The 26,317-nt window shown below is 46.9% G+C and carries 28 protein-coding genes; 17 read left to right on the top strand and 11 right to left on the bottom strand.

What is annotated here, in order from left to right; translation table 11 throughout:
- Nucleotides 1-379 precede the first annotated feature (379 nt).
- The 9 genes from ACJJJA_RS06905 to ACJJJA_RS06865 all read left to right on the top strand — a co-directional run bounded on the left by ACJJJA_RS06905 (nucleotide 380) and on the right by ACJJJA_RS06865 (nucleotide 9,651).
- Entirely contained in the window at nucleotides 380-1,609 is a 1,230-nt protein-coding gene (locus ACJJJA_RS06905) for a flavin-containing monooxygenase (protein ID WP_444904112.1), read from the top strand.
- Between the two features lie 515 nt (nucleotides 1,610-2,124).
- Entirely contained in the window at nucleotides 2,125-2,538 is a 414-nt protein-coding gene (locus tag ACJJJA_RS06900) for a zinc-ribbon domain containing protein (RefSeq protein WP_444888318.1), read from the top strand.
- Between the two features lie 582 nt (nucleotides 2,539-3,120).
- The gene (locus tag ACJJJA_RS06895) at nucleotides 3,121-3,453 is read left to right on the top strand and encodes a hypothetical protein (protein ID WP_444904111.1); all 333 of its coding nucleotides are present in this window, start codon (nucleotides 3,121-3,123) and stop codon (nucleotides 3,451-3,453) included.
- Nucleotides 3,454-3,485: 32 nt separating this feature from the next.
- A complete protein-coding gene (locus tag ACJJJA_RS06890; RefSeq protein WP_444904110.1) occupies nucleotides 3,486-3,869 on the top strand; it encodes a hypothetical protein in 384 nt (127 codons plus the stop codon).
- A gap of 88 nt (nucleotides 3,870-3,957) precedes the next feature.
- Nucleotides 3,958-4,428, top strand: coding sequence for a hypothetical protein (locus ACJJJA_RS06885; RefSeq protein ID WP_444904109.1), 471 nt, complete (start codon nucleotides 3,958-3,960; stop codon nucleotides 4,426-4,428).
- 204 nt (nucleotides 4,429-4,632) lie between these two features.
- Nucleotides 4,633-5,328 carry an ABC transporter ATP-binding protein gene (locus ACJJJA_RS06880; protein WP_444904108.1) on the top strand — a complete coding sequence of 232 codons (696 nt, stop codon included), beginning with the start codon at nucleotides 4,633-4,635 and terminating at the stop codon, nucleotides 5,326-5,328.
- Nucleotides 5,322-7,793: an ABC transporter permease gene (locus ACJJJA_RS06875; RefSeq protein ID WP_444904107.1), complete on the top strand. Its 2,472-nt coding sequence runs from the start codon at nucleotides 5,322-5,324 to the stop codon at nucleotides 7,791-7,793. The genes ACJJJA_RS06880 and ACJJJA_RS06875 overlap by 7 nt, the downstream gene beginning before the upstream one ends.
- Before the next feature lie 721 nt (nucleotides 7,794-8,514).
- Complete coding sequence (locus ACJJJA_RS06870) at nucleotides 8,515-9,105, top strand: TrmH family RNA methyltransferase (RefSeq protein WP_444885746.1); 591 nt, start codon at nucleotides 8,515-8,517, stop codon at nucleotides 9,103-9,105.
- A 135-nt stretch (nucleotides 9,106-9,240) separates the two neighbouring features.
- The gene (locus ACJJJA_RS06865) at nucleotides 9,241-9,651 is read left to right on the top strand and encodes a putative signal transducing protein (RefSeq protein WP_444885747.1); all 411 of its coding nucleotides are present in this window, start codon (nucleotides 9,241-9,243) and stop codon (nucleotides 9,649-9,651) included.
- Nucleotides 9,652-9,873: 222 nt separating this feature from the next.
- Here ACJJJA_RS06865 and ACJJJA_RS06860 read toward each other — a convergent pair whose 3' ends face one another.
- Nucleotides 9,874-10,011 (bottom strand): hypothetical protein, encoded by a 138-nt coding sequence (locus tag ACJJJA_RS06860; RefSeq protein ID WP_444885748.1) that lies wholly within the window; start codon nucleotides 10,009-10,011, stop codon nucleotides 9,874-9,876.
- 510 nt (nucleotides 10,012-10,521) lie between these two features.
- Between ACJJJA_RS06860 and ACJJJA_RS06855 the strand changes: the two genes are divergently transcribed.
- The 3 genes from ACJJJA_RS06855 to ACJJJA_RS06845 all read left to right on the top strand — a co-directional run bounded on the left by ACJJJA_RS06855 (nucleotide 10,522) and on the right by ACJJJA_RS06845 (nucleotide 13,131).
- A complete protein-coding gene (locus ACJJJA_RS06855) occupies nucleotides 10,522-11,199 on the top strand; it encodes a DUF6629 family protein (RefSeq protein ID WP_444904106.1) in 678 nt (225 codons plus the stop codon).
- Nucleotides 11,200-11,387: 188 nt separating this feature from the next.
- A complete protein-coding gene (locus ACJJJA_RS06850; RefSeq protein WP_444904105.1) occupies nucleotides 11,388-11,699 on the top strand; it encodes a hypothetical protein in 312 nt (103 codons plus the stop codon).
- Nucleotides 11,700-12,024: 325 nt separating this feature from the next.
- The gene (locus ACJJJA_RS06845; protein ID WP_444904104.1) at nucleotides 12,025-13,131 is read left to right on the top strand and encodes an ABC transporter ATP-binding protein; all 1,107 of its coding nucleotides are present in this window, start codon (nucleotides 12,025-12,027) and stop codon (nucleotides 13,129-13,131) included.
- A 6-nt stretch (nucleotides 13,132-13,137) separates the two neighbouring features.
- Here ACJJJA_RS06845 and ACJJJA_RS06840 read toward each other — a convergent pair whose 3' ends face one another.
- Nucleotides 13,138-14,823 carry an ABC transporter permease gene (locus tag ACJJJA_RS06840; protein WP_444904103.1) on the bottom strand — a complete coding sequence of 562 codons (1,686 nt, stop codon included), beginning with the start codon at nucleotides 14,821-14,823 and terminating at the stop codon, nucleotides 13,138-13,140.
- 122 nt (nucleotides 14,824-14,945) lie between these two features.
- Nucleotides 14,946-15,977, bottom strand: a complete 1,032-nt coding sequence (locus tag ACJJJA_RS06835) for a Fe(3+) ABC transporter substrate-binding protein (RefSeq protein ID WP_444898831.1) — start codon at nucleotides 15,975-15,977, stop codon at nucleotides 14,946-14,948.
- 141 nt (nucleotides 15,978-16,118) lie between these two features.
- On the opposite strand from ACJJJA_RS06835, the gene ACJJJA_RS06830 reads away from it, so the two are divergent.
- From ACJJJA_RS06830 to ACJJJA_RS06810, 5 genes are all read left to right on the top strand, one after another.
- The gene (locus tag ACJJJA_RS06830) at nucleotides 16,119-16,562 is read left to right on the top strand and encodes a hypothetical protein (protein ID WP_444898832.1); all 444 of its coding nucleotides are present in this window, start codon (nucleotides 16,119-16,121) and stop codon (nucleotides 16,560-16,562) included.
- 101 nt (nucleotides 16,563-16,663) lie between these two features.
- Nucleotides 16,664-16,930 (top strand): PepSY domain-containing protein, encoded by a 267-nt coding sequence (locus ACJJJA_RS06825; protein ID WP_252084977.1) that lies wholly within the window; start codon nucleotides 16,664-16,666, stop codon nucleotides 16,928-16,930.
- A 203-nt stretch (nucleotides 16,931-17,133) separates the two neighbouring features.
- Entirely contained in the window at nucleotides 17,134-18,579 is a 1,446-nt protein-coding gene (locus ACJJJA_RS06820; RefSeq protein WP_252084976.1) for a coniferyl aldehyde dehydrogenase, read from the top strand.
- Between the two features lie 166 nt (nucleotides 18,580-18,745).
- The gene (locus ACJJJA_RS06815) at nucleotides 18,746-19,051 is read left to right on the top strand and encodes a hypothetical protein (protein WP_252084975.1); all 306 of its coding nucleotides are present in this window, start codon (nucleotides 18,746-18,748) and stop codon (nucleotides 19,049-19,051) included.
- 27 nt (nucleotides 19,052-19,078) lie between these two features.
- Nucleotides 19,079-19,963, top strand: a complete 885-nt coding sequence (locus ACJJJA_RS06810; protein WP_444904102.1) for a ketopantoate reductase family protein — start codon at nucleotides 19,079-19,081, stop codon at nucleotides 19,961-19,963.
- Nucleotides 19,964-20,129: 166 nt separating this feature from the next.
- On the opposite strand, the gene ACJJJA_RS06805 is transcribed toward ACJJJA_RS06810, so the two are convergent.
- The 8 genes from ACJJJA_RS06805 to ACJJJA_RS06770 all read right to left on the bottom strand — a co-directional run bounded on the left by ACJJJA_RS06805 (nucleotide 20,130) and on the right by ACJJJA_RS06770 (nucleotide 26,259).
- Nucleotides 20,130-21,128 carry an AraC family transcriptional regulator gene (locus tag ACJJJA_RS06805; protein WP_444904101.1) on the bottom strand — a complete coding sequence of 333 codons (999 nt, stop codon included), beginning with the start codon at nucleotides 21,126-21,128 and terminating at the stop codon, nucleotides 20,130-20,132.
- Between the two features lie 18 nt (nucleotides 21,129-21,146).
- On the bottom strand, nucleotides 21,147-21,920 hold the full coding sequence (locus tag ACJJJA_RS06800; protein WP_444904100.1) for an SDR family NAD(P)-dependent oxidoreductase: 774 nt from the start codon (nucleotides 21,918-21,920) through the stop codon (nucleotides 21,147-21,149).
- Nucleotides 21,921-22,294: 374 nt separating this feature from the next.
- Nucleotides 22,295-22,435, bottom strand: a complete 141-nt coding sequence (locus ACJJJA_RS06795) for a hypothetical protein (RefSeq protein ID WP_444904099.1) — start codon at nucleotides 22,433-22,435, stop codon at nucleotides 22,295-22,297.
- Between the two features lie 48 nt (nucleotides 22,436-22,483).
- On the bottom strand, nucleotides 22,484-22,912 hold the full coding sequence (locus ACJJJA_RS06790; RefSeq protein ID WP_444904098.1) for a hypothetical protein: 429 nt from the start codon (nucleotides 22,910-22,912) through the stop codon (nucleotides 22,484-22,486).
- 29 nt (nucleotides 22,913-22,941) lie between these two features.
- On the bottom strand, nucleotides 22,942-23,295 hold the full coding sequence (locus ACJJJA_RS06785) for a PaaI family thioesterase (protein ID WP_444905232.1): 354 nt from the start codon (nucleotides 23,293-23,295) through the stop codon (nucleotides 22,942-22,944).
- A 288-nt stretch (nucleotides 23,296-23,583) separates the two neighbouring features.
- Nucleotides 23,584-25,224: a chaperonin GroEL gene (gene groL / locus ACJJJA_RS06780; RefSeq protein WP_252084967.1), complete on the bottom strand. Its 1,641-nt coding sequence runs from the start codon at nucleotides 25,222-25,224 to the stop codon at nucleotides 23,584-23,586.
- A 48-nt stretch (nucleotides 25,225-25,272) separates the two neighbouring features.
- Nucleotides 25,273-25,566: a co-chaperone GroES gene (locus ACJJJA_RS06775; RefSeq protein ID WP_152452204.1), complete on the bottom strand. Its 294-nt coding sequence runs from the start codon at nucleotides 25,564-25,566 to the stop codon at nucleotides 25,273-25,275.
- Between the two features lie 216 nt (nucleotides 25,567-25,782).
- Nucleotides 25,783-26,259 (bottom strand): FxsA family protein, encoded by a 477-nt coding sequence (locus tag ACJJJA_RS06770; RefSeq protein WP_444885763.1) that lies wholly within the window; start codon nucleotides 26,257-26,259, stop codon nucleotides 25,783-25,785.
- Nucleotides 26,260-26,317: the final 58 nt, after the last annotated feature.

The raw sequence follows: 26,317 nt of genomic DNA, 5'->3' as shown, positions 1-26,317 counted from the left end.
ATTGATCTCTTTAGCTTCCAGTAAGATAAGCCATCTCCATCTTGCTATTCGGGCTCAAGGCCCACATGACTATTCAAGTTATGCCTAGTGAGTGCTTTTCACGTTCATACTTGTTATCGGTCTTTTACGAACCTGCCAGGCAGCGAACTGTGATAAACAAGGCCTTCGGTGGCCGCTGAAGGTGGGTCTCAATTTACCCGTTAGCGAAAAGGATTTTCAACATCAGAATCGGGCAAGAACAACCATACAAGTCAATTAACTTCGCGCCTGCGGCGCCGGACAGCTTATATTGCGCTTCGCTCCGAGCCTGCTGCCGGTTATTGAGGCGTTTAGGTGACATAAATGCTCCCCCGCTTCGACCACCAGCTGGAGGCGTCCGATGGATAACGAGCACGATGTAGTAGTGATTGGAGCCGGATTCGCCGGACTTTCCTGTGCCGCCCGACTGAAGAGCGCAGGTCTCACCAACTTGGCCATCTTAGAGAAAGGGGAAGGATGCGGAGGGTTCTGGCGTGGGAACTATGACCGGATCCGCCTTCACACGCCGTTTCACGAATTGCCCGATGACGGTGGAATTCGCCGCGACTACCCTGAGTTCCTTCCGAGAGACGACCTCATCGAATATTTCGAGCGATACGCAGCACGCCACAACTTGCTCGGCAATATCGTGGCAGACACGGAGGTTTCGTCAATTGCTCTGGACGCCGGGCGCTGGTCGATAAGGAGCTCTAAGTCGGAATTCCGATCACGGTTTTTGGTAATTGCCACGGCGTCCAATAGGAAACCAATTTGGCCGGAGATTGATGGCTTAAGCGAATACGGGGGAACGGCGATACATAGTCGACAGTATCACAATGCGACCTCCTTCAAAGGCAAGCGAACCCTTGTAATCGGAAGTGGAAACTCTGCCGCAGAAATCGCTTTGGATCTCACTGAGGGTGGCGCCCGCGAAGTGAAGATGCTCATCCGAGGCCCGCGCCATGTGTTGTCATTGAGAGGCCTGGGAATCGCTGCCCGTGTTGCGCGGTTCCTCAAGACCGGGTTCACTTCAAGGCACATTGAAGAGTCGCACGCCTATACGCGCTCTCACCCAGCGTTTCGGGAGAAACTCGCAAAGAAGGACAAGTTCCTCTCTACCTTCTCAATCGATATGAGCGAGTATGGAATCCATCCGCCGGATTCGGGCCCAGCGACCCAAATCTCATTGCACGGCCGAGTAGCGTGGATGGATCAAGGCACCGTAAAGGCGATAAAGCAGGGACGGATCAAAGTAATTGATGCGAAAGAGAATCCCCTGCAACGATTGAGCAAGAGGGGCGCCGTTTTCCAAAATGGCCACGAAGATTTTGATTTGGTCGTATTTGCTACTGGAATGGAGCCGGGCTTAGATGACTTGTTCGAGGAGCCTGCAAGATTCCTAGAATGGAATGACGAGATGTCCCGCCTAATGCCTCGGACCGATGGCCGTAGCCGTAGCATCGTTGAGCCCACCCTGTTCTTCCCTGGGTTCGACCTTTCGGTAAATGGGGGACTGAGCCTTGGCCTATGGGGATTCGAGTGTGCAGATGCTATCCTGCGCCAAATGGCTTCTGGTGCTACTGCCACCTAACAAGTCGATCAACTCGGCGCTAACTGTTGTACACACTATGAGACTATTTACTGATTTTTATACAAAGGTTGCACTTAAGCTTTATCCATATAGGTGGTTATTAGTTGTGTCCTTTTTTCTTCCTTTTATAGGTTGGTCTCCTGCCTCGATGGCACTGCTGGTAATGCTGTGGGTGTGGACCAATTTAGGACTATTAATTGTTTTAACTTATGGACCTATCAACCATTTAGAGGGCTCTATTATATGGAGTGACGGGTGGCGACCTATAGCTTGGGTTTTCCTGATTCCAATCTTACTGGGAGCCTTGGCTGCAACAGTCCTAATTCCTTATGCTCTTATACAAAGTAATTAACAAACCGCAGCAGACGTTCCCTTTGATCGCCGGACTCGCACAAGCGCGAGCCGTTTAACCGGGCGTTAACCAAAAACTAATGTCAAAGAAGCGTAAAATGAGATACAGAGAGTACGTAGATCATCCACGATATGGTTCCAAGCCAATATACTCCGGAAGCAAGATGACGGCTGAAATGGCTGCGTCTGCTCATTGGAGCCTTGATAAAGATAGTGTTTTCCCCGAAACGGCTATCCCGGCAAATATTGATAGGCAGAACTATTCAATATTTCCGCGTAAGTTTTACGTAGATATAGAACGCTGTTGTATTCAATGCAGGCGATGGTTTATTTTTTTTGCTAACGAGCAGAAGCACTGGTTTGAAGGGCTGGGGTTTTATGTTGATGCCGATTGTACCAAATGCGTCGACTGCAGACAAAATGATCAGAACATCAAGCTGATGCAAAAGAGATACCAGATCCTTAGTGTGAAAAAAGATCGTAATGCAAAAGAGATATCTGAGCTTAAAAGAATTGCCTTAGAGCTATTTCAGTTGGGATATATCAAAGATCAAACTAAAGTGGATAGAATTGGCTAACAAACGCAAACAAACCGGCCTATCGGCCTCGACTCACAACGCTCACGTTTCTTGCAGACGTTAGATTGCCATGGCCAAGTCAATATCAACCGTTGTTTTAGTAATCTTGATATTGCTTGCTATGAAGCAGTGGATGCTTTCTAAAGATAAGCAAGAAAAACTTGCCAGACTCAATGCAATTGAAACAGCAGAACAGTGCCTCGCGGTTGGTGGGGAGCTTCGTCCTGTATGTATGTCCGGTACTAGAATGTGCATCATTAACTATTCAGATGCCGGAAAATCCTGTCTAAGTAACTCACAATGCCAGGGTGAATGTAGGGTTTCGGAGAGTAAGGCTGGCAACGTTTTTGCCGTGGGTCAGTGCTCTACCTCCAATAATCCTTGTGGTTGCTGGGCAAATGTCGAGCTAGGTATGGTAAACCATGCTATTTGCTTCGACTAAATCTAACAAACGCAAGCAGGATGCTACGGCCCAGCGGGCCTCCGGGGACGTTAAGGCACTATGAAACTACTACCAATAATTTTGTTTCTTTGTTCCTGCACCTGCTACAGCTGGGAATGTGCCGAGCGTGATCCGCCAGTTTGCATAGAGGAATTCTAGAATCAGCGCCCAGAGTTATTGTTGCCCAAGTGGTTTCAGGAAAGTACGATCTGAAGGCAAAAGATGAGTATGAGTACCAACTTTCGGTCAAGCATTGGCTTAAAGGAAATTTGGGAAGAAACTTAAATATACAGAGCCGTGATTCTTTACAACTTTCAATTGGCGAGAAATACATTTTTCCAATTGAAAATCGTACGGTTGATTTTTGTGAATTGATTTTTTCGTTTTCGTATAGCTGGCTAGAGCGTTTTGATATTCCAGTGGAGCAGGCTCGTGTAGAAAAAATTGTGGAGCTTTCAGGTTACAAACCCTAACGATACACAATGCAGTCAATGTTAGAGAATCTATGAATAACGAATACAGAGCAAGGGATTGGATTAACTTCATTTTAGAGAGATGTCAGTTCCCCGATACACAAGCGCTAAAGAACCACCTCGACAAAGCCGTGTTTTCTGAGTTCTGTCAGTGCGGATGTAATAGCTTCAAGGTTCTGGTCCCGGACTTCACCAAGGCCATTGCAGTTCCAGGTAAATATGGTGTAATTTTTGAAGCAAACTTTAATCTTGCGGAAGCAGGTAAAACGTTAGAGATCCTAATATTCTCTGGAAAATCAGGAATGGTTGAATACATAGAAATTGACTGTAGTGGTAACAACTTTCCTATCCCAGAAATAGTTGAGGTTGTTGGAGAACCGTTTCATGTCAGTGCCGGTAGTGCGCTTACTCTCTAACGAAAGCCGGCACATGCACGCACTTCTTGCGCTGGACTCACAACAAATTGCTCGCCTTTGCGACGGGCATTAAATTCACGGAAATATCGTGCTAAAGATTCTGAAACTTATAACATTTACACTATTGAGTATGTCGGTACTGGCAGAGTCTATTGAGTCCATTAACAAAAGTAAGCACATTGAAATCTCGGGTTTTGACTGTGCAGATAAAAGCACTCATATGATTGAGTGGCTAGGACTGGGAACGGATTATCGTAGCTTCGTAGTAAAGGATGTAGAAACAGAGCTTTATAATCAGCAACCAGGTTCTCAACTTTTAAAGCTTGAATGCACTGGTGAACCAGAACTGCTGACTGGTGCGTTACCACAAGATGGAGTTGAAGCTAAAGCAATCTTAACGAGGTTCTCGGTGACATTTCCTCTTAAAGCTACCGTTAATCTTTCTGGTACCATCTGGGTGTTATCTATTGATCAAAATTACTACGCTGAAAACCTAAATTTACTCACCGATCGTAAGCTAACAAAAAAATTCACTGTCAAAGGCAGTTCCAAGCAATGAATTTAACAAGCAGATGCACTACGTTCCGATCAGCAGCCTCTATTGGACTCCTTACCCTCCCTGATAAGCTAGGCGTTATCAAACAACATAAAGTCTCACTACCTGTATTCTGACAACTTAGCAACTTGTTTCTACTGATTTCACCTTCATTTCACTTCTGCTTCTTTAAAGTGCTGCTCAACCAGTTCTTTAAAGGAGCTAGCCATGTCTAGCAGTATTCACTTAAAGCAAATTGACCATCGCTTTACCTTGGCCAAACAACAGGTCAGCCTGTTTGAGGATTTAAATATTGAGCTGCACAGTGGTCAGTCTTACGCCATTGTGGGCCCCTCTGGAGTAGGTAAATCAAGCTTATTACTGTTAATGGCGGGTCTTGAACCTCCCATTTCTGGCGAAGTGCAATTCCAGAAAAATGGTAAGCCACAGCTATTAAAGAGCCTACGTCAAATCTCAGGTTTTATTTTTCAGCAGTTTCATTTGTTACCCGAACTTGATGCCTTAAACAACGTCGCGCTGCCTTTAAAACTAAAAGGCGATAAACGTGCATTAACCACAGCCAAATTATGGCTCGACAAAGTGGGGCTAGCTGAGCGAATGTATCATAAACCACAGCAGCTCAGCGGTGGTGAGCAACAACGGGTGGCCATTGCCCGTGCTTTTGCCATACAGCCGCAATTTATTTTTGCCGATGAACCTACGGGTAACCTAGATGAGAAAACCGCACAACATATTGCGCAATTGATGTTTGATTGCTGTCAGCAAAGCGGCGCGGGGCTGGTACTCGTCACTCACTCGATGGAATTAGCGCAGCAGGCCGATACTTTGCTGCAATTGGGTCAAGGCAAATTAACGGTCATGGCGCGCAACCAAGCTGCGTCTAGGGTGGGCGCATTATGCTGATTTTATTAGTGTGGCAATTATTCCGCCAGCAATACCATCAAGGGGATGCGCGCTTAATTCGCTGGACCCAAGCAAGTTTGATGTTCTTCATTTTAACGCTCAGTTTGACCAGCAGTTCCATTCAGGCTTATTTGGCCAATAATTTGCAACAAATGCTTGGCAGCGATTTGGTAATTTCTCAGCATCAAGCCCTAACCGATGCGCAAATAAACAAGTTGCACCAGCATGCACAGCAGTTGAGCGTGAGCCAGCTGGTGAACGTAACCTTGACCCATGATCACCATTGGCAAGCGGTGCAGTTAAAAGCAGTGGATGATCATTATCCAGTACAAGGCACCGTGCAAGTGGCGTTTGAGACGGATGGACAAGGGCAATCCCTGAGGCATGGGCCTAAATCCGGTGAAATATGGGTCGATAGCCGATTGTTTGCTTCACTGAAGCTCGCCCTTGGCCAATCCTTAGATATGGGGCATGGGCAATTAAAGCTCACAGGTTTGGTGCAACATGAACCCGACCGCCTGCTCGAAGGCCATTCGGTGGCGATGCGCGCATTGGTGCATCTAGATGACCTTCCACTGATACAAGCCGACAATGCCCTCTTTCGCTATTTACTTGTGGGGGATAAAAACGAATTGAACACCCTAAAACAATGGGCCACCACTGAGCTAGTAACTGCACAGCTTTATGACAAACACAGCGGCCATCCGTTGGCAATGTTTTGGCAACGGGTTGAGAATTTTGTGGGCTTAGCATCGGTACTGTTATTTTTGATGGCGGCCATTGCCATCGACCAAGCCGGTCGACGTCAGTTGTTATCCCAGCAGCGTTTTGCGGCGGTGTGTTTGGCCATGGGCAGCGATAAACCCCGAGTGTTTGCTTTATCATTTGGTCAATGGCTATTAACAGTCATTGCAGGGCTAATTCCGGCAACCGCCTTGGCATGGGGGGCGGAATACCTAATTTTGCAGCAAATGCAGACACAGTTTGCTGACCTAACAACCACCTGGGTATGGACAGATTTACTCAGCAGCTACGCGCTATTGTTGGCTCTATTGGCAATTTTTCAAATTCCCAATTGGTTAGTGATGGCCAAAGTGACCCCGGCACAGTTGATTCGCCAAATGTCGAGTCCGAATCACTTATTGCCTCGCTATGGATTTGCATTAATTAGTGTAGCTACGGTGGCCTTTGTTTACTCCAACAACGGTCTGCTCACGGCCATGACGCTATCCGCTATGGCAGCCACCTTGATGCTGATGATGGTATTGACTTGGTTGGTGCTGAGTTTGGGCCATACGGTGGCGAGCCGTGCAATGGGTATGATAGCTTTTGGTTTTTATATGATGAAACAGCGCTTACTCAGCAAATCCATTCAAATTTTAGGCGTTGGAATGTGTGCCACCTTGTTGCTGTTCACCTTGAGTTTGATGAAAGACATTGGCCAAACCATGGAAGGCTATACCCGCGAGCACGATGGTAATCTGATCATCACCCAGGCCAATGAACAACAGGTGCAAGACATTCGCCAGTGGAGTGCACAAACTGGCAGTGACATTCGCCAATTAAAGCCGTTTTGGTACGGGAAGCTAAGCCATGTCAATGGCCAGACGTTGGCGGAATTTGCCACCAGCCCCAGCGAAAGTTTGGCTAGCTTACAAAAGCCAGTCCGCTTGCATTTCAGTATTCAGCAAGCAACCAACAACCAAACAGTGACAGGCCAACGCTGGCAAGATCGAGATGCCGACTGGCAACAAGTATCGGTAGAGCAAGAAGTCATGACTGATATGGGGTTGAAACTCGGCGACCAATTACAGTTTGAAGTTGCGGGGCAATCTTTGAACTTTGAAATCAAAGCCAGTCATAAATACGTGCCTGGCAAAGGTTCCATCACCTTTTGGTTTAATGTGCCACAAAGCACCATGAACCAGCTTCAAACACCACCACTTTATATGGGTAGCCTTGAGCTTGCGGACACTGCTTGGGGTCAGCTGGCAGAGCTTTGGCAGCGTCACCCATCATTGCGGTTAATCTCGGTGCGCGAATTGACGCAACGCTTTGATGATACTTTGTCGATGGTGATTAAGCTGGTATCTGGATTTAGTTTGATGATTATTTTACTGGCACTGCTGGTGATCAGTGCGTCGGTCAAAGGCTATGAAGCTGATGAGCGTAAAAAGAACGCTTTACTGATCAGCTTTGGCCAATCACGCCTTGCCTGCGGTAAACTAAGCCTGTTTGAGTGGTTGCTGACTTCTTTAATTGCTAGCGTGGGGGCCATTTTAGGTACCAACCTTACAGCTCAATTGATCTATCAGTCTCAATTTGGCATTAATTACAAGCCAGATTGGTTATGGATCATGGCTACTTTACTTGTCAGTGCATTGGTAGTGTGCAGCGCTGGCATGATAGCCAATCGCAGCAGTTTAAAGTTTTCCGTTGGGGCCCTGTTAAGGAAGGGAGGCTGAATACAAGTTCAATTTTGTTGGTGGAAGATCAGCAGGATTTGGCCAATAACGTCATCGAATATTTTGAGTCCAAAGGGCTGTCGGTGGATGACGTAAGTAGGTCTCAATATACCCGTTAGCGAAAAGGATTTTCAACATCAGAATCGGACAAAAACAACTATACAAACACAGGCAGTTTGTTCCAGCCCTTCTGGCCTCTGCTGACGATAAGACGGCCATGTATAACGATATTGGTAACAATTGTATTGTTGCTTTCAGGCTGTACAAGTACCAAAGAGCAGAGAAAGCCGGAGCCAAAGTTTCAGGTTCAAATTGAATCTTCGGGAGTGGAGTATTCAGTTACAAGAACTATTGCATTGCAATATCTCTCCTATGTGTCACGGTATAACTATGATGGTGAAAGTATTGAAGTTAGCAAATCTGACGGCACAGTGACCAATGAGTGCCATTGTTATGTGAGCCATATAGGAAATGGTTGTGGCTGGGGCTCATATCTCATTGAGCAGTGCATATCAGATAAATGTACTTTCAGCTTTACTCCATACAATGCCGGGACCGTAATTTGTGAATAACCTTAACAAGGGGGTCCATTCAACGCCCAAAGCTATGCACCTTCTTGTGCAAGGACCTGCACCCCTATTATGCTACAAACCACGCCCCACTTCGGCTACCTGTGCTGGCAACGTTAGGTCTGAATAAATTATCTGAGATCTTCAAGAAGATGGAAGTTGATAAAAGCGACGTTCGGAAAAGAGCCAATCAAATTAAGCCTTATCGCTGTAAAAATCTAATATGTGTTCTTGAATACCCGATGGATATGAAGAACATAGGGACAGTCATTCGAAACGTCAATGCTTTAGGCGTCGAAAAAACCTATATTATTGATCCACGCAACTCACTGCCTGATGAATGGAAGGAAATGAGAGAAAGGAAATCACTCTCAAAACCGTCTGTCTCAGCAATCAAATGGAGCTTTGTAAAGCGATTTGATAGTACCGAAGAATGCCTGGATCATTTGGCGAACAACAGATTTACCTCGATTGTTACCTCTCCTCATGTAAAAGGAAAAGACAACTTTATATTGCATGAGGCCGATTACACTCAGCCAAGATTAGCAGTATGGTTTGGTAACGAATCTAGAGGTATCAGTGATCTTGCAGTCAAAAATAGCGATTTCTGCGTATCTATTCCAATGTTTGGAATGATAGAAAGCTTAAACCTTGGAACAACTTCTGGGATTGTATTGTATGAAATTACTAAGCAGCGCCGCGAGTACCAGGAAAAGTATAAGCGAGCCAACCGCCGCACCTGACAGAGCAATTCAGCTGACATCTTGCTTTGTGCATTCTGATTTAGTTTTCACTGGAAAGTAGACTATTTTTTCGTAAAATAATCATACAAAAATTTAGATTTTTTCTATACCCTCGTTAAGCGCTAAGGTGATCACTTGCTAGTAACCGTTGCTAGATTCTCATTTCCATATGAAGCCCAGATTGCAAAAGCAAGACTTGAGTCTGAAGGAATAAGCGCTTTCATTGCAGATGAGCACACAGTCAATATGCAGTGGCTATATTCTAATGCTATGGGTGGAGTAAGGCTTCAAGTGTCGGAAAGCGACCTTGATAAAGCCCATGAAATCCTTAAGCAAGACCGCTCCAATCTTGTAGACCAAGAATTAGGGTGTGAAGGGGAAAGGAAATGTGAGTCCTGCTCTTCACGAAATGTTGAGCCATTTACCAAGGGAAAAAAGCCCGCATTTTTGGTCTTCTTACTCTTGGGTATGCCTCTATTTTTCTACCAACATGGTATTAAGTGCAAGGATTGTGGCCATTTCCAAAAACTTAATAATCACAAGTAATAAGGCATCTGCCCTTCGAGCCTCCGTCTGGCTATCTAAGTGAGGGTATTCTTTACCCTCTGGTCGTTCGAGTATGGTCAATAATCCGGACAAACAGTGACTCAAATAGTTGTAAGTGTTCACCGTGACCTCAACATCCGAAATGAGTCTAAAATTCGCGATTATATCAGTGTGATAAGGACGTCCAAGTTTATGAGGGTAATAACATTTGACCGCCAGTTCTTATTTACCGCAGATGGGCTTAACCGTGACATCCACGCCTAAACCCATGGTGCCGTTAATAGGGGAAAATAGTTCACAGCAACCACCTTTCAGCGGATTTTCCTGTCTGCTTGGGCAAGGTGCAGTTGACTGAGCCATCGCCAACCACCTTAGTCATACTCAATAACTTCGTTGTCACAAGATTATTGGTGATCCCCAATTAATGCGCGCAAAGTGAATGACCAGAGAGTGCCGATAAGAAAAATACTCCTAATACAATCAATGTTTGTGGGAGCATTATTACTTTAATGTGTAAAAGGCAACTCCCGACGCAAGGGTCAGAACGGTGGCCAACGTTAATAACGGAATAAAACACTGCAACCGACTTAGCGGCATCAAACTGGCTTACCCCCAGTCGACATCGACTTTACCTGCACAAGCATAGAATTTCATAGATAAACTCGATGCCCCCTTGAGGTGTTTAGATTTCATCTACAGGGTGAAATGAAGTCGTTGAGATTGGCCCCACCCTTTCAGATAAATTAATAAGCATAGTACAAAGTAGATGACTTCAACCTATTTTTTTAGGTTAAGGCTATTGTTATATAATTCATCAAGCGTTAAGACTCTGGCTTAAATGACAATATTTTACATACAGAGAAAACCATTATGTGTTTTTCAGCCACAGCATCATTCGGATCAGCAGCTGTTCTTCTTGTTGGTGGTGCTTTGTGTACAAGACACGCTATAAAAAACGATAAAACCTATTTATTACTAGCGATTACCCCTATCCTTTTCGCGTTACAACAAGCGAGTGAAGGTGTGGTATGGATTGGATACAACGGAAATTTAACATCACTGACAACCGCAGCCTCCATTTTCTATTTGTTTTTTGCTCTGCTTTTTTGGCTTGCCTGGATACCAACCGTAGCCTTTAGCCTTGAAACAAAAAAGTGGAAAAGGATTTTTTTTATCACATTAATCATCATAGGTTTTGTTTTTGGCTTATATCTTTGGACACCCGTCCTATTGGAAACAGGACCAAGACATTTGGTAAAAACCAGCGTATGTGGGCATAGCTTATGTTACATACTGTCCGATGGCAGCTTGTTTTCCATTACGGCAGGACACATTATTTATTCTTCACTAGGTTTTTTATTTTTATTATCAAGCAACCAAGTTTTTAGGAAATTTTGGGCACTTGTCATGCTGTTCGGCGTTATCATCTACTTTACACAGCGTGAAACGTGGGTATCAACCTGGTGTTTCTTTGCTGCATTATCTACCTTATGGATTTATTTTCTATTAATGAATGATTATAAAGCAAAGATGAAAAAACAGGCATAATAAGTGTAGTGGCAAAGCTAATTTGGCCACGGCGTAAAGGGAAAGACCTGCAAGGAGTTTTTTAAGGATCTAAGGAAGCGATGCTTTTGACCTGAGCTTGCTTCCAACATCACATAACGAGTTACTGCATCAAACTATGGTATAGTGCTAACAACACTATACAAGCCAACACCGGCCATTAAAATATTATGAATCTCAAATTTGTTTCGCCGAGCATGAGAAGATTGTTTTTCACTCTGTCAGTTATATTTATTTCCGGATGTGTTTCTACCGCTAACATATATGAGAGAAATGCCAAAGCTAATAAACTAAAAGCACAGGCTGAAGACGCCAGAGCAAACAATAATTATTCCATGGCCAAACAGCTGGACAGAAAGGCAGAGAAGCTACGAGAAAAAGACTCTATCAACAAAGAGGATATCGTTGCAGGTATTTTTTCCGAGCTTTTTAAGCGATTGTTCGGAGGAAGCTCTAAAAATGATCAACATGGTTGGCAGTAAAGCGAAGCACTAAAGTAAACCTTTACCAACAAGCATTAGGCGGTTCAAGATATCTATACCGAGGCTGATGGTACAATCTGATTTGGACCGGCTTATTTTACAATTAGATATCGATACTATTTAACTGGTCACTGTGATTCTGGGATAGACGAGATCTTATTATCCATGCGAAAGGATACATTAGCCTATCGAGTTTAGGGTGGGTGTTTAAATAATCAACCTGGTCGAAAAACACCCAGCTCAGTTCCAATCAGAAGAAGCCCCCGCTGGGCTGCTAATAGTATGCTTCACACGGGACTGGTTGCCGGCTAGCTTTGTGATAACTATGATCAGCAACTACACCCGAACGCTGCCCGATGTGTTTAAAAGCCAAACTACCGGAAAACTCGTGCACCCCATACTCTCCATAGAAAACCTGCAGTGCCGCTACGGCGAGCAGGTGGTTATCGAATCAGTTTCCTTTGCTTTACAGGCCGGGGAGATTGCCTGCTTATTGGGCCCCAGCGGCTGCGGCAAAACAACCCTGCTGCACGCCATCGCTGGATTTCAGCCAGTCGTTGCAGGGAATATTCAACTGTCTGGAGAAGTAATCTCTTCTCCCAAAGTAAAGGTTCCAGCGGAGCAGCGGAAAATTGGGGTGGTATTTCAGGACTATGCCCTCTTCCCACACCTCACCGTTGAGCAAAATATTGCCTTCGGTATCCAGTCAATGCCAAAAGGCCAACGGCAATCTCGTACCCAGTCGTTGCTTCAGCTAGTGCGCCTGAAAGGTTTTGGGCAACAGTATCCGCACCAACTATCCGGCGGTCAGCAGCAGCGTGTCGCTCTGGCTCGGGCACTGGCACCGCGCCCCAAGTTGTTGCTGTTGGATGAACCCTTCTCTAACCTGGATACCGAGCTGCGCCGCAGTCTCGCCGCCGAAGTCCGCCATATACTGCGCGAAGAGAAGATCCCTGCGATTATTGTTACCCACGACCGCCACGAGGCCTTTATTGCTGGAGACAAGCTGGGAGTACTCAGCCAAGGTCAATTACAGCAGTGGGACAGCCCACAGGATACTTATCAGAAGCCAAAGAATTTGGCGGTTGCGAGAATCGTTAGTGAAGGGAATATTATCTCCGGCACTGTCCTGGGCAATGACCTAATCAGCACCCCATTAGGGGAAGTAAATATGCCAACAGCTGCATACGAAAGTGGATATAGGCTCGAACTGTTTGTGCGCAGTGAGGATATTGCCGCAGGCGAACATCCCAGTGCGGTTATGGCCCAGGTTGTGGAAAAGAATTTTCTCGGCAATCAAGTGAGCTATCGCTTCCAGTTAGCCGAAGGGGAAACTGTCGAGGCCGCATTGAATACCAATGTTCAAGCCGCTCCCGGTGATAAACTTCCCCTACGTCTCTCCTCTGCGCTGGTGTTTGACCAAGCCCGATAGCAGCTATCAAGACAGGGCGGGCGCTTCAGAACTCGCCAGGGCTGTGCGTTCCTCACCTCTGCGCCACCCAATGGAACGGCTCAACAAAATCACCGGGATTAATCCTACCAGGACAATCAATAAAGCCCCCAGGGCCGAGCGTTCCAGCATCTCATCAGAAGCAAACTGGTAAACATAAGTCGCCAGGGTGTCAAAGCCGAAGGGGCGCAGTAGCAACGTCGCCGGCAGTTCTTTCATACAATCCACAAAGACCACCAAGCCACCCGTTAGCAGCCCTGTACGCACCAAGGGGAGGTGCACGGCCCACAGGGTTTGCCAGCTATTGCGCCCCAGAGAGCGGGCAGCCCTATCCATTGATGGGGTTACCTTCTCCAGACTGGATTCTATGGCCCCCGTAGATACCGCCAGGAAGCGCACCGTGTAGGCAAAAATAATGGCAAAAATACTGCCGCTTAACAGTAGCCCTATGGAGATATCGAAGTGCTCACGTAAAAAAGCGTCAACGGCATTATCAAATGCGGCCAGTGGAATCAGGACTCCAATCGCCAATACCGCCCCGGGCATTGCATAACCCAGCTTGGAAAAGCCGACCAAGAGTCGTACGGACCTTTTGGGTTGCAGTCGCTTACCGTAAGCCAACAGCAAGCCCAGCAGTACAGAGACCAGTGCTGCTGCAATAGACAGTAACAAGCTATTGCTGGCGATCTGTATAAAATCCTCGCTCCAATAGCTGGAAAAGTTACTAAGTGCGTATCCACCCAGAACCAGCAGGGGAATAATAAAGCCGGCCACCAACAGTAACCCACAAAACATCAGGGCTACACCAGCCCGCCAACCGCACAGTACATAACGTTCACGCTGGGAATTTGGTGACTGTACAAAGTGCTTCTGCCTCGCCCGCCCCATTCGCTCCAACGTAATTAACAGAACAACAAAAATCAGGGTGCTACAGGCAATTTGTGCCGCCCCCCCTAAATTACCGCGGCTCAGCCAGGTATCGTAAATCCCAACACTCAAGGTGCGCACCGCAAAGAAGTCGACAGTGCCGAAGTCATTCAGGGTCTCCATCAGCACCAGTGACAAGCCCACCGCAATTGCCGGGCGTGCCATTGGCAGGGATACGCGCAAGAAGCTCTGCCAGGGCGTGCAGCCCAATGACCGGCTCGCGGCCCGTATACTGCCGCACTGTTCGATAAAGGCCGCGCGCGCGAGCATATACACATAGGGGAAGAGCACCAGTGACAGCATGGCAATAGCCCCCCCCATACTACGAATCTCAGGGAACCAGTAATCCCTGGCCGTCTGCCAACCAAACCAAGCCCGCAAGGACTTTTGCACTGGACCCGCATACTCCAGTAAATCTGTATAGACGTAGGCAATCACATAGGCGGGAACTGCAAACGGCAGTAGCAACGCCCACTCGAACAACCGGCGTCCGGGGAACTGGCACATACTCACCAGCCAAGCGCTGCCCACGCCTGCTATCAACGTTACTAAACCGACACCACCAGCCAGAATCAATGTGGAGGACACATAGTGAAACAGCACCGTGTCTAACAGGTGCGGCCAGATATTTTCTTCAGGGAAAAATGCCAACCAAAAGATAGATAGCACTGGCAGGGCTACCAGTAGGGAAATAGTAGCTACCAGTAGCAGCCAGCGCGACGCTGATAAATTCGCTCGGTTTAGCATGAATTAAGAAATCAAAAGCTCATTATAAAAGAACGGCCCTGGTCTCTCGACAGGGCCGTTCGAATAAGGCTGAGATAGTGCTGCCAATAGGCTGGGCAACAACTCCCATTCAGTTAATCATTCTAAAAGTCAAAGCGTACTTCATCAACCATACGGGAAGCCGCCGGAACGTAGGAACCGATTTCCGTGAGGCTCAGATCGTCTTCTTTAAACTCACCCATATATTCCTTGATCAACTCAGAGCGAGCAGTACCGGGGCGTACAGGGAACTCAAAATTTTTCTCAGCGTAAGCGTATTGAGCATCGGCACCACTGAGGAATTCCAGCAGCTTAACGGCGTTTTCACGGTTGGGGGCATGCTTGGTCAGCGCCGCGCCGGAAATAAACATATGGGTACCGCGATCCTTCTGGTTAGGGAAGATCAGATTGACTGACTTGGCCCAATCCACCTGTTCCGGCTGCTCCTTGTTGGTGATCATTTTACCGAAGTAGTAGCTGTTACCCAGGGAGAGGTCGCAGACACCTTCGCTAATGGCTTTCACCTGTGCACGGTCATTGCCCTGCGGCTTACGCGCCAGATTCGCTTTCACGCCTTGCAACCACTCTTTAGTTTCTGCTTCACCGTGATGGGCGATCATGGAGGCGATCAAGGACAGGGTGTAGGGGTGCTTGCCGCTGCGGGTACAGATTCGGCCCTTCCACTTAGGCTCTACCAGCTCTTCGTAGCGAGTGATCTCACCGGGTTTAACGCGGTCTTTGGAGGCGTAAATTAAACGCGCTCGGGTTGTCAGACCAAACCAGTTACCGGCCTTATCACGGAATTGCGCCGGGATATTGTCTTCCAGGATTTCACTACTTACCGGTTGGGTCAGCTGCTTATTAAGCAGGTCCATCAGACTACTGGTATTGGAAGTCAGAACCAGGTCGGCAGGGCTGTTGCGCCCTTCCCTTTGCAGCCGCTCGTTCAAGCCTTTGCTGGCGTAGACCACTTTGGTCTCAATACCGGTTTTCTCGGTGAACTCCTGCAAGATCGGCTCAATCAGGAAAGGTTGTCGGTAGGAGTAAATATTTACTTGCTCAGCGGCATTGGCCCCAATGGCACCAATCAAACCAACAGTTGCAATCGCTTTTTGAAATAGAGATCTGGTAAACATGGGAGTCCTATCACCCTGGGGTTAATTTGAGAAGCATTCTCATTTGGAAAGGTATTAATGTCAACCTGGAACTTCTCTACCCAGCAAAGTCGCAAAATCCCTCCTATGCTTAGATTCAAACCAGTCACCTGCAGAGGCTCTATGCATTACCTTATTCTGCCACTCGCTCTGGTTTTTGCCTTATCCGGCTGCGACCGCAAGGGTGAGCCACATAAGGCCCAACCATCGAGTAGTGAAGTAACCGCTGGTCAAACAGCCAGCGAGGCAATGAAACAGCCGATTAAGCGAAACGCGAGCAGCACGGCGGAAGACCCCACCAATCAGCTACAGGCTACCGCTTCGGGTAGTGAAACCATTTGTACACCGGGCTGGTTTACCTGGGTACAGCGGCAAGTGATGGCCCAACAAGATGGCGACCTGAAAAAAATGTACCCATCAGGTCTACCCCCCATTGGCAGTGCAGAGTGGTTTGATGCAATCACCAAGCTGACAGGCGGCAACCTGGCCGATGTAAAGCCCGGCAGCCCGGAGTGGTGTCTAGCAGTTCAGAAACGTCTCAGTCACCCCGGTGACCAGGGCCTGTAAGGCAATCAAAAGGCCAAGTATCTTGCTGAGTAAAAGCGAGATGTAAACCTTCTATTACCCGGTCAATTTTTCAACCGGGTCCGCAAGCGAGGTAGTGAAAAATGAAGTTCTTCAGCAGAATGTTGCTGGCACTAATCGCCGCAACCACGCTACAAGTCGCCATCGCCGACGAGAAACCCCCTCCCGGGGCTATGGCACTCTCTATGGTGCTCACAAAGTTAGAGCAACAGGGTTACACCCCTATTGTTGAGGTAGACCTGGAAAGAGGACGCTGGAAAGTGGAGGCCTACAAGGGCGATCAGAAATACGACCTGATTGTGGATCCTAATTCAGCAGAGGTCCAATCCGAAAAACCCGATAACAGCTGACTCGCATAGTCTGCGATCATTCTTACCAACCCTCCCCGGATTAGGGATACTCCGGGGAGGGCCTGAATTCATCACAGTTTTTACCAATGTGGTGGCAACTCACGTAACCACAGTGATTATGTCTATTCACTGACGTAATTGGTCAAGCACCGCGAGGATGAATGCGTTAGTCTGGTCTAAGACAAACGCCAAAGGATAATAAAATGACCATCCAGACGCTTACTCGGCAGGATGCAGACAAGGCGCTACTCCAGAACCAGCTAGACAACCAGCGCCGAGCCCATCACGCCAACCCTGTTCCCAGCTATCAGCAGCGTGTTCAAGATCTAAAAACCCTGGCACGAATGCTGCGTGAACAGCAGGAAGCCATCATTGAAGCCATATGCTGTGACTACGGTAATCGCTCGCGGGAAGAAACCCTGCTATTGGAGATATACCCTGCCCTTTCCGGCATCAAGGATGCCATAAAGAACATCAAGAAATGGATGAAGCCCAGGCGGCGCCATATCGACTTCAAAGCCTACCCCCTGTCAAAAAATACTGTAGTACCTCAACCCCTGGGAGTAGTTGGGGTAATAGTGCCGTGGAACTTCCCCATTAACCTTAGCTTTTCACCTCTAACCAATATCTTTGCCGCAGGCAATCACGCAATGGTAAAGATGTCTACCAACTCCTGTCGACTTGCTGAGTTGTTAAAAGAGGTTAGCCCCAAGTATTTTCCAGAGGAGAAACTCTCTTTTATTGCTGACTATGGTGAAATAGGTCCACTATTTTCCAGCCTAAAATTTGACCACCTAATTTTCACCGGCTCCAGCACTACTGGGCGGGCCGTGATGCGCTCCGCTGCAGAAAACCTGACTCCAGTTACGCTAGAGCTTGGAGGGAAGTCCCCCGCTATCATCGCCCCCGATTTTCCCATCGAAAAAGCTGCGGAGCGTCTGATCCACTGGAAAATGGTCAATGCCGGGCAAATATGTGTCAATGTAGATTATCTCTTCATCCCTGAGAACCAACTGGATACCTTTATTGAGCATGCCAAGCGGGTAATAAAAAAGCACTTCCCCAACTGGCAGAGCCCTGACTATACCTCCATTATTGACAACGCAGCCTACCAGCGCCTGTGGAAAACACTGGATGATGCCGTCGATAAGGGGGCTAAGGTTTACGACCTGAGTGCCGGAGAACTCAAACGAAATGACAGCCTGCGAAAGTTCCCTCCCCATCTATTAATCAACGTAAATCGGGACATGCTGGCAATGCAGCGGGAAATTTTTGGCCCGCTTCTGCCAATTATGACCTATTCAAGGCCTGAAGAAGTCATTGACTATATCAATGCTCAGCCACGACCACTGGCAATTTATCCCTACACGAACGATAAGAACCTGCAAAATCGCTATATTGAGCAAATTATGTCTGGCGGTGTGTCGATAAATAACTGTGTATTACATGTTGGACAGCACGATATTCCATTTGGAGGGGTTGGGGAAAGTGGCATGGGTCATTACCACGGTTACGAAGGCTTCCTTACCTTCTCCAAATTGCGCCCCATCTACCAACAGGGACCAATCGACCTATTGAAATTAATGCGCCCCCCCTATGGAAAACTTTCCAATAAACTATTGAACCTTATGCTCAAGATGACCCGATAAAATTAGGTACTGGAAAGCATAATCGCATTTAAAAATAATAACCCGGCGAACCCATACGCCGGGTTATTGTTTTCGATTCATTCAAACATTTAATTAAAATCACTGGCGTAATGATCATCCACTGTCCACACTAAAAACATGGCTTGGTTGTAGTGTGGAGCCTCGCGTGAGTTTTATTGTAACGGTCATGCTCGTTAGTAATTTGACAAACCCCATTCCCCCAGGGATAGACCCTAACAAACCCGCCCCAATCTACGATAGCCCCGATCTTTACGGAGCAACGCCTTCGGTTATTGCTCTAGATCCATCGACTATTAGGGCAAAACTCTACAGTCTTGGATTTAAGCCTATAACCAGTATGCGCTTCGTGGGGGGACGCTGGAAGATTCAAGCAGTTTACCAGGGCGAGCTCCGAGCCCTGGAAGTAAACCCAGATAATGGGATTATTTTTGCAGATCGACCAGCCAAATAGGTAACAAGAAAATCCTGAACGAACCTTATGAAAAAAGGAAAAATATTAATACTCGGAGCAGGTTCCATTGGGTCATACCTAGCGGCAAAATTTTTTCGGGCAAACTATCATGTAGATGTCATAGGAAGAAAAGCGGATAGAATTGGAGAATATCTCCTCATCAACTCTAAGAGGTACGACTTCCCGCCCACCTCAAAAGAGATCAGCGCACAATCATCCTATGACTTTGTTTTTTTAACATGCAAAATCTATGACCTAAAGAAAAACCTCATCAATTTAAGCAAGACAAGCCCAAAATCAAAAATTATTATTCTATTACAAAACTGCCTTCTTGATATCTCAGAGTTTGAACACACTTATCAGAAAAACTTCACGAGCGTATTGGTATATGACGGCTTCAATCTGAACAACAATAAACTGAAGCATACAAAAGGCTCTGGGCTTCTCGTTGGGAATGACAAATATTCAGAAAGCTTACTGCAGCTGTTCAAAGACTCACTTATCGAGACCAAAACAACTAGCAACATAGTACAGCATCGTGTTGAAAAGACTATTTTCAATTGCACAACAAATATATTTTCAGCCACCTATTCAAGAACCCTCAGGGAGCTTTTTGCAGACGACAAAATAACCAAGCACATGAAAAATGTACTTTATGAATCCTATGAAGTTCTCTCAAAAGAAATTGAGATCAATCAAGATAAACAAGAGATGTGGAGAAAACTCACTCAGCAAGCCAAAAAATTGGACCATTATACTTCAACCCACCAGGACGTTAGAGAAAATAAAGTTACTGAACTTTCCTACTTGAATGGTTTTATTATTAAATTAGGCCGTAAAGTAGGAATTGCCACTCCTTACACCATTGAGGCCGTGAATAATTTTAAGAAAAAGCACCCTAACTTATATTAAGGTTATCCAGCTGCCCCCCAAACTCCCAACTGGCCTTAAAGTAGAGCATTTAAATAGACCTACGACTTTATACTGACCATGAAGAAGCATATTTAACTACACCGCTAGGGCCCAGTTTAACTTACCTTCGACCTAGTAGCAGCACTAAAACCAAAGATAAATCTGATCAATAAATCGAATTCCGATATTGAAGAGGTGTCACCCCTTTCCACCCTCGGTAAGCGCGTATAAATGAATTAGGCTCCTTAAACCCTAGCATAAAGGAAATTTCTCCCAGATGGAGATTAGACTTAGAGAGATAGTGATCAGCCAAGCTTACCCTAACCTCCTGTAAGACAGACTGAAAAGTGTGATTTTCCTCCCCAAGTTTTCTCTGTAAAGTTCTTTTGCTGATCATTAAACGGTCAGATACAGCCTCGATAGAGCTCTCACCAGCCGGCAATAACTCCATTAACACGGACCCGACCCGCTCTCCCATTGTGGCTTCGCTGCCCAGGTCCTTTAGCTGTTGACTCAATTTACCTTCAAAGAAATCCCACATAGGGGCATTGGCAGTCAGAAACGGTTTTTGTGCATCTTGTGCTGAGAAGCAAATTCTCACCCGGTCTGATTTCTTAATTGAGCAACCAAAGAAAGTCTGATAAGGCGTTTGATCTTCCGGTAACTGCGGTAGAGCCAATTCCAAAGGTTGAATTTTATCCCGGGCTCCCAATCGAGCCAGGCGGATATAGAAAATTAATTCACTCAACCCCAAAGCTGTGGGGATAATTTCATCACTGCCATAGCACTCTAAATTAAGCCTTGTGTACTTATCAGTAATATCCAAGTGCAATTCCATTGGACCAATCAATGGTTTGTACTGCTGTATCCGCAATAAAGCTTGATTCAGGTTTTCGCTGCAAAGGCTCGCAAACACAGGGGGATCAAATGTTTCAGCCGTAAGATGCTCTGCCAATAAGAGCGGCAGTGGCTTATCCTTCGAAGCCTGGTCAATACCACACCAGAAGCGGAAATATTCCACCGGAGTCAGTGTCACAGACTCCCGCTGTAATAAATCCGCAGGTAACCCGGCATAAGCCAGAGCCAGCGCTGTATCGATATTCATATCGTGTAATATCAACTTCCAGCTGGGAGGTACCAAAAATTTAGCTGCACGCCTGATCATTACCGGGCTTTCCTACAATTAAGACTTTTCCATCGTCTGACGGGAAAACTTCAGTAGCATTTTACGAGGCAATAAAGGCATTATCCAATTCAGAAACAACTTGAGCCGCGTCTCATTAAAAGCAACCAGATCTCCACGCTCCATAGCCTGATAACCACATCTGGCAACAGACTCAGCTGAGCGGGCATTCTTCCAAATATCAACACCCTGAAGATCGCCTGCCGCGACGAATCCTGTTGCAACAGCGCCGGGGCACAAAGCGGTTACTGTTACACCCGTGCCGTTCAACTCCTCAGCCAGTGCCTGGCTGAATGAAGTTACATAGGCTTTACTTGCGTAGTAAACTGCCTGTAAAGGGCCAGGAATAAAAGAGGCTGTAGATGAGACATTAAGGATATGCCCGCTATTTCGGGCAACCATACCCTTTAAATACAGATGGGTGAGATTGGTAAGGGAAACCATATTTACCTGCATCATACTCTGCTCAGCTTCCAAGTCCCGCTGATGAAAAAGACCATGACCACCAAAACCCGCATTGTTGATCAGGGTACCAATCTCCAAATTCTCGCCTTGGGTTCGCTCAAAAATTCTCTGTGCGGACAACGGGTCAGATAGATCTTCAGTAATTACCATTGCTTGGACACCAAACTCTTTCTCCAGCTGCTGCTTGAGTGATAAAAGCTTCCCCTCAGACCGAGCAACCAGAACCAGGTTGCCACCTTTAGCTGCATGCATCTTGGCCAACTCCAGACCAATACCACCAGAGGCTCCTGTGATAAGTGCCGCTTCCATCTATCTGTCTCCCAAGCGTTAATCTTGAAATCAGTATATGATCAGAAGGCGCCAACTAAGAATCCGATGATGCCAAGTGACTATCCAAGTATGCCAAAAACCATATTGGTAGTTCTTTCATCAAGTGGGAAATTAATCAGTCCGCTTTGAGTCCATAAACGGGCTGGATAAAGTCAGCTCTGTTCCACACCAGTAACAATTGGCCCTTTGCTTTCTCACCTTATGGCCACAAGAAGGGCTCTCTTTCAGGTTACCAGTGGATATTTTTCCATCCCGCTACCATCTCGCAGATCAATCTTCCCCATTTTTTCAATAAGTTCGGCCTCGGTTACCCCTAATTTTTCCGATAAAAGCGCCAACATAGCCTGATTCGCCTACACTAATGTATCTATGCGCCCCTGAATATCACCGACTTCCAGTTCCAGGTTAGCGGCCATCTGCTTTGCATTTTGAGCTCGATATCTCGCATCATCGATTTCTCGCTGCTGAAAATAATCCAAAATAGTGTCTAACATTTATTTCACCTCGCTTTACAAATTAGAAAAAATGGATCAAATCTGCATTTACGATTTTCGTTTAATCAAAATTATTAACAGGTATATCAAACCAAATAGTGTCCCAAACGGAAAAGAGCTAATCCAAATCAGTGAGAGTATTAAAGAATACCAGAACAACCACTTAGCTCGAAAAGACGATAAAAACAAAGCAGTACAGGAAATCAACAAGCCTGGACCAGACAATAGACCTCCTATAACAAAATTAGAGAGAGATTGACTCATCATGCCTGCTATTACTTCAGGGGATGCATCAAGTGATTGGGCGATCTGAAAAGTTTCCCAAAAACTCAACATCCCCAAATAAAAGAACACAATAATCGGGGTTTGAAGAACAGCACCCAATATAGAAAGAACGCTCCCCAACTTAACCCGCTTCTTCCCCTCCGGGCAAAGCTCACTTTCCGGGGAGCTATATATGCTTTGTTCAAAACTCATTCTTACCTCAGAAAACATCACACCCTTCATCAAGGATTTATAAATTGTGTCCCTTTATTAAATGCCCTAGCAATAAGCTTCCCCTCTTGAAGAAGCCCTCCTTCCAGAAAGCAGACAGTTCCACCTCTAGATACAACTCTGCCAACACCCTCAACTGGCCCCACTTTAGCTGGGCGAACAAATTGAGTCTTTAGCTCTAGTGTCGGAGCAAACTGACCAATATTCAGCGAAAATACAAGTGCAGGACCCATTACGTCGTCGAGCATTGCACATAGAAACCCACCCTGTATTGTTCCCGCAGGGTTTAAGAATGACTCCCTGGCAAAAAATCGGGCTTTCATCTCCATTTTTTCACGTGAATAGCTTATTAACTCAAATCCCAGAGTTTTCGCACACTCAGGTACTGGCAGATCTCCCTACTCGACCATTTCGTAGATATCCATATTTCCGCACCGATTCCATTCTATGTTTGTTATTTCAACTTAAGTCAGATTCACCATCACTTACCAGCCCTGCTCCACTCGATTTTGCTACTGCCCTATATCACACCAAGTTGCTCTCATCTACACCAATTCAAACCTTGGATAAATCTGCCCCCAGTAAACCACTTTCCACTAGACAAAAAAAAGCCCCGCAATTGCGGGGCTTTTTAGATATGCTGTTAGGCCGGCTTACATCATGCCGCCCATACCGCCCATGCCACCCATACCGCTCATGTCAGGAGCAGCCGGCTTGTCTTCCGGGATCTCTGCAACCATAGCTTCGGTGGTGATCATCAGACCAGCAATAGAAGCTGCCGCTTGCAGTGCAGAACGGGTTACTTTAGCAGGGTCCAGGATGCCCATTTCCAGCATGTCACCGTACTCGCCGGTAGCAGCGTTGTAACCGAAGTTGCCTTCGCCTTGCTTGATCTTATCAACAACTACAGAAGCTTCATCACCAGCGTTGGCAACGATTTGACGCAGAGGCATTTCCATAGCGCGCAGGGCTGCAGCGATACCGTGGTTCTGGTCTTCGTTGTCGCCAGTTACAGAGATAGCCTGAGTAGCGCGAACCAAAGCGGTACCACCGCCAGGTACTACACCTTCCTCTACTGCAGCGCGGGTAGCGTGCAGAGCGTCTTCTACGCGAGCTTTCTTCTCTTTCATTTCCACTTCAGTAGCGGCGCCTACTTTGATTACTGCAACACCGCCAGCCAGTTTGGCTACGCGCTCTTGCAGCTTCTCTTTGTCGTAGTCGGAAGAGGACTCTTCGATCTGTGCACGGATCTGGCCAACGCGAGCTTCGATGTCTTTAACATCACCAGCGCCATCAACGATTACAGTGTTTTCTTTGGACAGGGTTACGCGCTTAGCAGTACCCAGGTGCTCCAGAGTAGTACCTTCCAGCTCCAGACCAACTTCTTCAGAAATTACGGTGCCGCCAGTCAGGATAGCGATGTCCTGCAGCATGGCTTTACGACGGTCGCCGAAGCCAGGAGCTTTAACAGCAGCAACTTTAACGATGCCGCGCATGCTGTTTACAACCAGAGTTGCCAGCGCTTCGCCTTCTACGTCTTCAGCGATGATCAGCAGCGGCTTGGAAGCCTTAGCTACTTGCTCCAGCAGGGGCAGCAGGTCGCGGATGTTGGAGATTTTCTTGTCTACCAGCAGGATGAAAGGGCTATCCAGCTCAGCAGTCATGTTTTCTTGGTTGGTGATGAAGTAAGGAGACAGGTAGCCGCGGTCGAACTGCATACCTTCTACTACGTCCAGCTCGTTTTCCAGGCCAGAACCTTCTTCAACAGTGATAACGCCTTCTTTGCCCACTTTTTCCATGGCTTCGGCGATGATGGTACCAACGCTCTCGTCGCTGTTAGCGGAGATAGTACCTACCTGAGCGATAGACTTGGTGTCTGCACAAGGAGTGGACAGACCAGCGATGTGGTTGACCGCTGCGGTTACCGCTTTGTCGATACCGCGCTTCAGATCCATCGGGTTAAAGCCAGCGGCTACGGATTTCAGGCCTTCGGTTACGATAGCCTGGGCCAGAACGGTAGCGGTGGTGGTGCCGTCACCGGCAGTGTCAGAAGCTTTGGAAGCAACTTCCTTCACCATCTGCGCGCCCATGTTTTCGAACTTGTCTTTCAGTTCGATTTCTTTTGCTACGGAAACACCGTCTTTGGTTACGGTAGGTGCGCCGAAGGACTTGTCCAGAACTACGTTGCGGCCTTTAGGACCCAGGGTAGTTTTAACGGCGTCTGCCAGGATGTTTACGCCTTTCAGCATTTTCTGACGAGCGTCGTCACCAAAAATTACGTCTTTAGCTGCCATGATTCTTATTCCTCAAATTCTTTTTGCGAGTAAAGTTAAAGGCTTTTCTTAGCCTTCCAACACGCCGTAGATGTCACCTTCGCTCATGATGATCAGCTCTTCGCCGTCCACCTTGAGGGTATTGCTGTCGGCATAGCGACCGAAAACAACAGTGTCACCCACCTTCACAGACAGTGCGCGAACATCGCCATTGTCCAGCTGCTTGCCCTCACCCACGGCTACCACTTCACCTTGGTTCGGCTTTTCTTTGGCAGCACCTGGCAGCACGATACCGCCAGCTGACATCGCTTCTTCTTCCTTACGGCGTACTACGACGCGGTCGTGTAAAGGACGAATTTTCATGGATAAGTTCTCCATTGAGTCGTTTTTTTAAGGTTTTCAACATCGGCGGCACTGGCTTTATGGGCCGGTAACCTCACCCCTCTCTGATTCCCAGAGGCGGGGCTTAATTCTCAGTTGAACCCTATCTATGGGCGCGAGAATGGATTTCAACAGTCTTCAATAAAAAAACTACAAAAGTGCCGGGTGAAGCACAAAATAGTGCACTATTTAACCAGCTCAATCTTTATGATGCTTGTGATCTACCTGATCCATAGGTTTTCGCTCATCCCGAGAAAATTCCCCCTCGATAATATCTGGACCGCGTTGGTTGGGGTCCGAGCTGCGGGGGTCACCAGGCCGCACAATGGTGATATGACGCACCAGTCTCCCCAGTAGCAGTTGGCGTAAACCCGGTATCAGGCAGGCAAATCCGAGGGCATCGGTGATAAATCCAGGAGTGAGCAACAATGCCCCGCCCACGGCAAGAAAGATTCCTTCAACCATCTCCTGGGCAGGTATATCGCCTGTTCGCATCTTCTCCTGAGCCCGCATTAGGGTCGATATGCCCTGCCGCCGCAACAGGGTTACGCCAACAATAGCGGTTAAAAATACCAATCCAATCGTGGGCAAGGCGCCGATTTCTCTCCCTACGGTGATTAAAACCCACATTTCAAGTACAGGTAGGACTATAAATAGAAGCAGTAATGGGCGCATTGAGGGAATTCCTAATAAACCAGCTCTACGAAGCTGGGACGATCAAGGTTTTTCAATA

The sequence above is a fragment of the Microbulbifer mixtoriginis (SeqCode) genome (assembly GCF_052466865.1).
The sequence above is the reverse complement of the archived record's forward strand: the minus strand, read 5'-3'. Positions and strand labels throughout refer to the sequence as shown.

What these genes read in the sequence shown, in the direction of transcription:
- ACJJJA_RS06875 (WP_444904107.1), top strand. Translation starts at nt 5,322, where the DNA reads ATGCTGATTTTATTAGTGTGGCAATTATTCCGCCAGCAATACCATCAA.
- ACJJJA_RS06790 (WP_444904098.1), bottom strand. Translation starts at nt 22,912, where the DNA reads ATGAGTTTTGAACAAAGCATATATAGCTCCCCGGAAAGTGAGCTTTGC.
- ACJJJA_RS06890 (WP_444904110.1), top strand. Translation starts at nt 3,486, where the DNA reads ATGAATAACGAATACAGAGCAAGGGATTGGATTAACTTCATTTTAGAG.
- ACJJJA_RS06845 (WP_444904104.1), top strand. Translation starts at nt 12,025, where the DNA reads ATGATCAGCAACTACACCCGAACGCTGCCCGATGTGTTTAAAAGCCAA.
- ACJJJA_RS06770 (WP_444885763.1), bottom strand. Translation starts at nt 26,259, where the DNA reads ATGCGCCCATTACTGCTTCTATTTATAGTCCTACCTGTACTTGAAATG.
- groL (WP_252084967.1), bottom strand. Translation starts at nt 25,224, where the DNA reads ATGGCAGCTAAAGACGTAATTTTTGGTGACGACGCTCGTCAGAAAATG.
- ACJJJA_RS06835 (WP_444898831.1), bottom strand. Translation starts at nt 15,977, where the DNA reads ATGTTTACCAGATCTCTATTTCAAAAAGCGATTGCAACTGTTGGTTTG.
- ACJJJA_RS06805 (WP_444904101.1), bottom strand. Translation starts at nt 21,128, where the DNA reads ATGATCAGGCGTGCAGCTAAATTTTTGGTACCTCCCAGCTGGAAGTTG.
- ACJJJA_RS06825 (WP_252084977.1), top strand. Translation starts at nt 16,664, where the DNA reads ATGAAGTTCTTCAGCAGAATGTTGCTGGCACTAATCGCCGCAACCACG.
- ACJJJA_RS06810 (WP_444904102.1), top strand. Translation starts at nt 19,079, where the DNA reads ATGAAAAAAGGAAAAATATTAATACTCGGAGCAGGTTCCATTGGGTCA.
- ACJJJA_RS06855 (WP_444904106.1), top strand. Translation starts at nt 10,522, where the DNA reads ATGTGTTTTTCAGCCACAGCATCATTCGGATCAGCAGCTGTTCTTCTT.
- ACJJJA_RS06830 (WP_444898832.1), top strand. Translation starts at nt 16,119, where the DNA reads ATGCATTACCTTATTCTGCCACTCGCTCTGGTTTTTGCCTTATCCGGC.
- ACJJJA_RS06860 (WP_444885748.1), bottom strand. Translation starts at nt 10,011, where the DNA reads ATGGCTCAGTCAACTGCACCTTGCCCAAGCAGACAGGAAAATCCGCTG.
- ACJJJA_RS06800 (WP_444904100.1), bottom strand. Translation starts at nt 21,920, where the DNA reads ATGGAAGCGGCACTTATCACAGGAGCCTCTGGTGGTATTGGTCTGGAG.
- ACJJJA_RS06795 (WP_444904099.1), bottom strand. Translation starts at nt 22,435, where the DNA reads ATGTTAGACACTATTTTGGATTATTTTCAGCAGCGAGAAATCGATGAT.
- ACJJJA_RS06820 (WP_252084976.1), top strand. Translation starts at nt 17,134, where the DNA reads ATGACCATCCAGACGCTTACTCGGCAGGATGCAGACAAGGCGCTACTC.
- ACJJJA_RS06870 (WP_444885746.1), top strand. Translation starts at nt 8,515, where the DNA reads ATGGAAGTTGATAAAAGCGACGTTCGGAAAAGAGCCAATCAAATTAAG.
- ACJJJA_RS06840 (WP_444904103.1), bottom strand. Translation starts at nt 14,823, where the DNA reads ATGCTAAACCGAGCGAATTTATCAGCGTCGCGCTGGCTGCTACTGGTA.
- ACJJJA_RS06850 (WP_444904105.1), top strand. Translation starts at nt 11,388, where the DNA reads ATGAATCTCAAATTTGTTTCGCCGAGCATGAGAAGATTGTTTTTCACT.
- ACJJJA_RS06900 (WP_444888318.1), top strand. Translation starts at nt 2,125, where the DNA reads ATGACGGCTGAAATGGCTGCGTCTGCTCATTGGAGCCTTGATAAAGAT.
- ACJJJA_RS06905 (WP_444904112.1), top strand. Translation starts at nt 380, where the DNA reads ATGGATAACGAGCACGATGTAGTAGTGATTGGAGCCGGATTCGCCGGA.
- ACJJJA_RS06775 (WP_152452204.1), bottom strand. Translation starts at nt 25,566, where the DNA reads ATGAAAATTCGTCCTTTACACGACCGCGTCGTAGTACGCCGTAAGGAA.
- ACJJJA_RS06880 (WP_444904108.1), top strand. Translation starts at nt 4,633, where the DNA reads ATGTCTAGCAGTATTCACTTAAAGCAAATTGACCATCGCTTTACCTTG.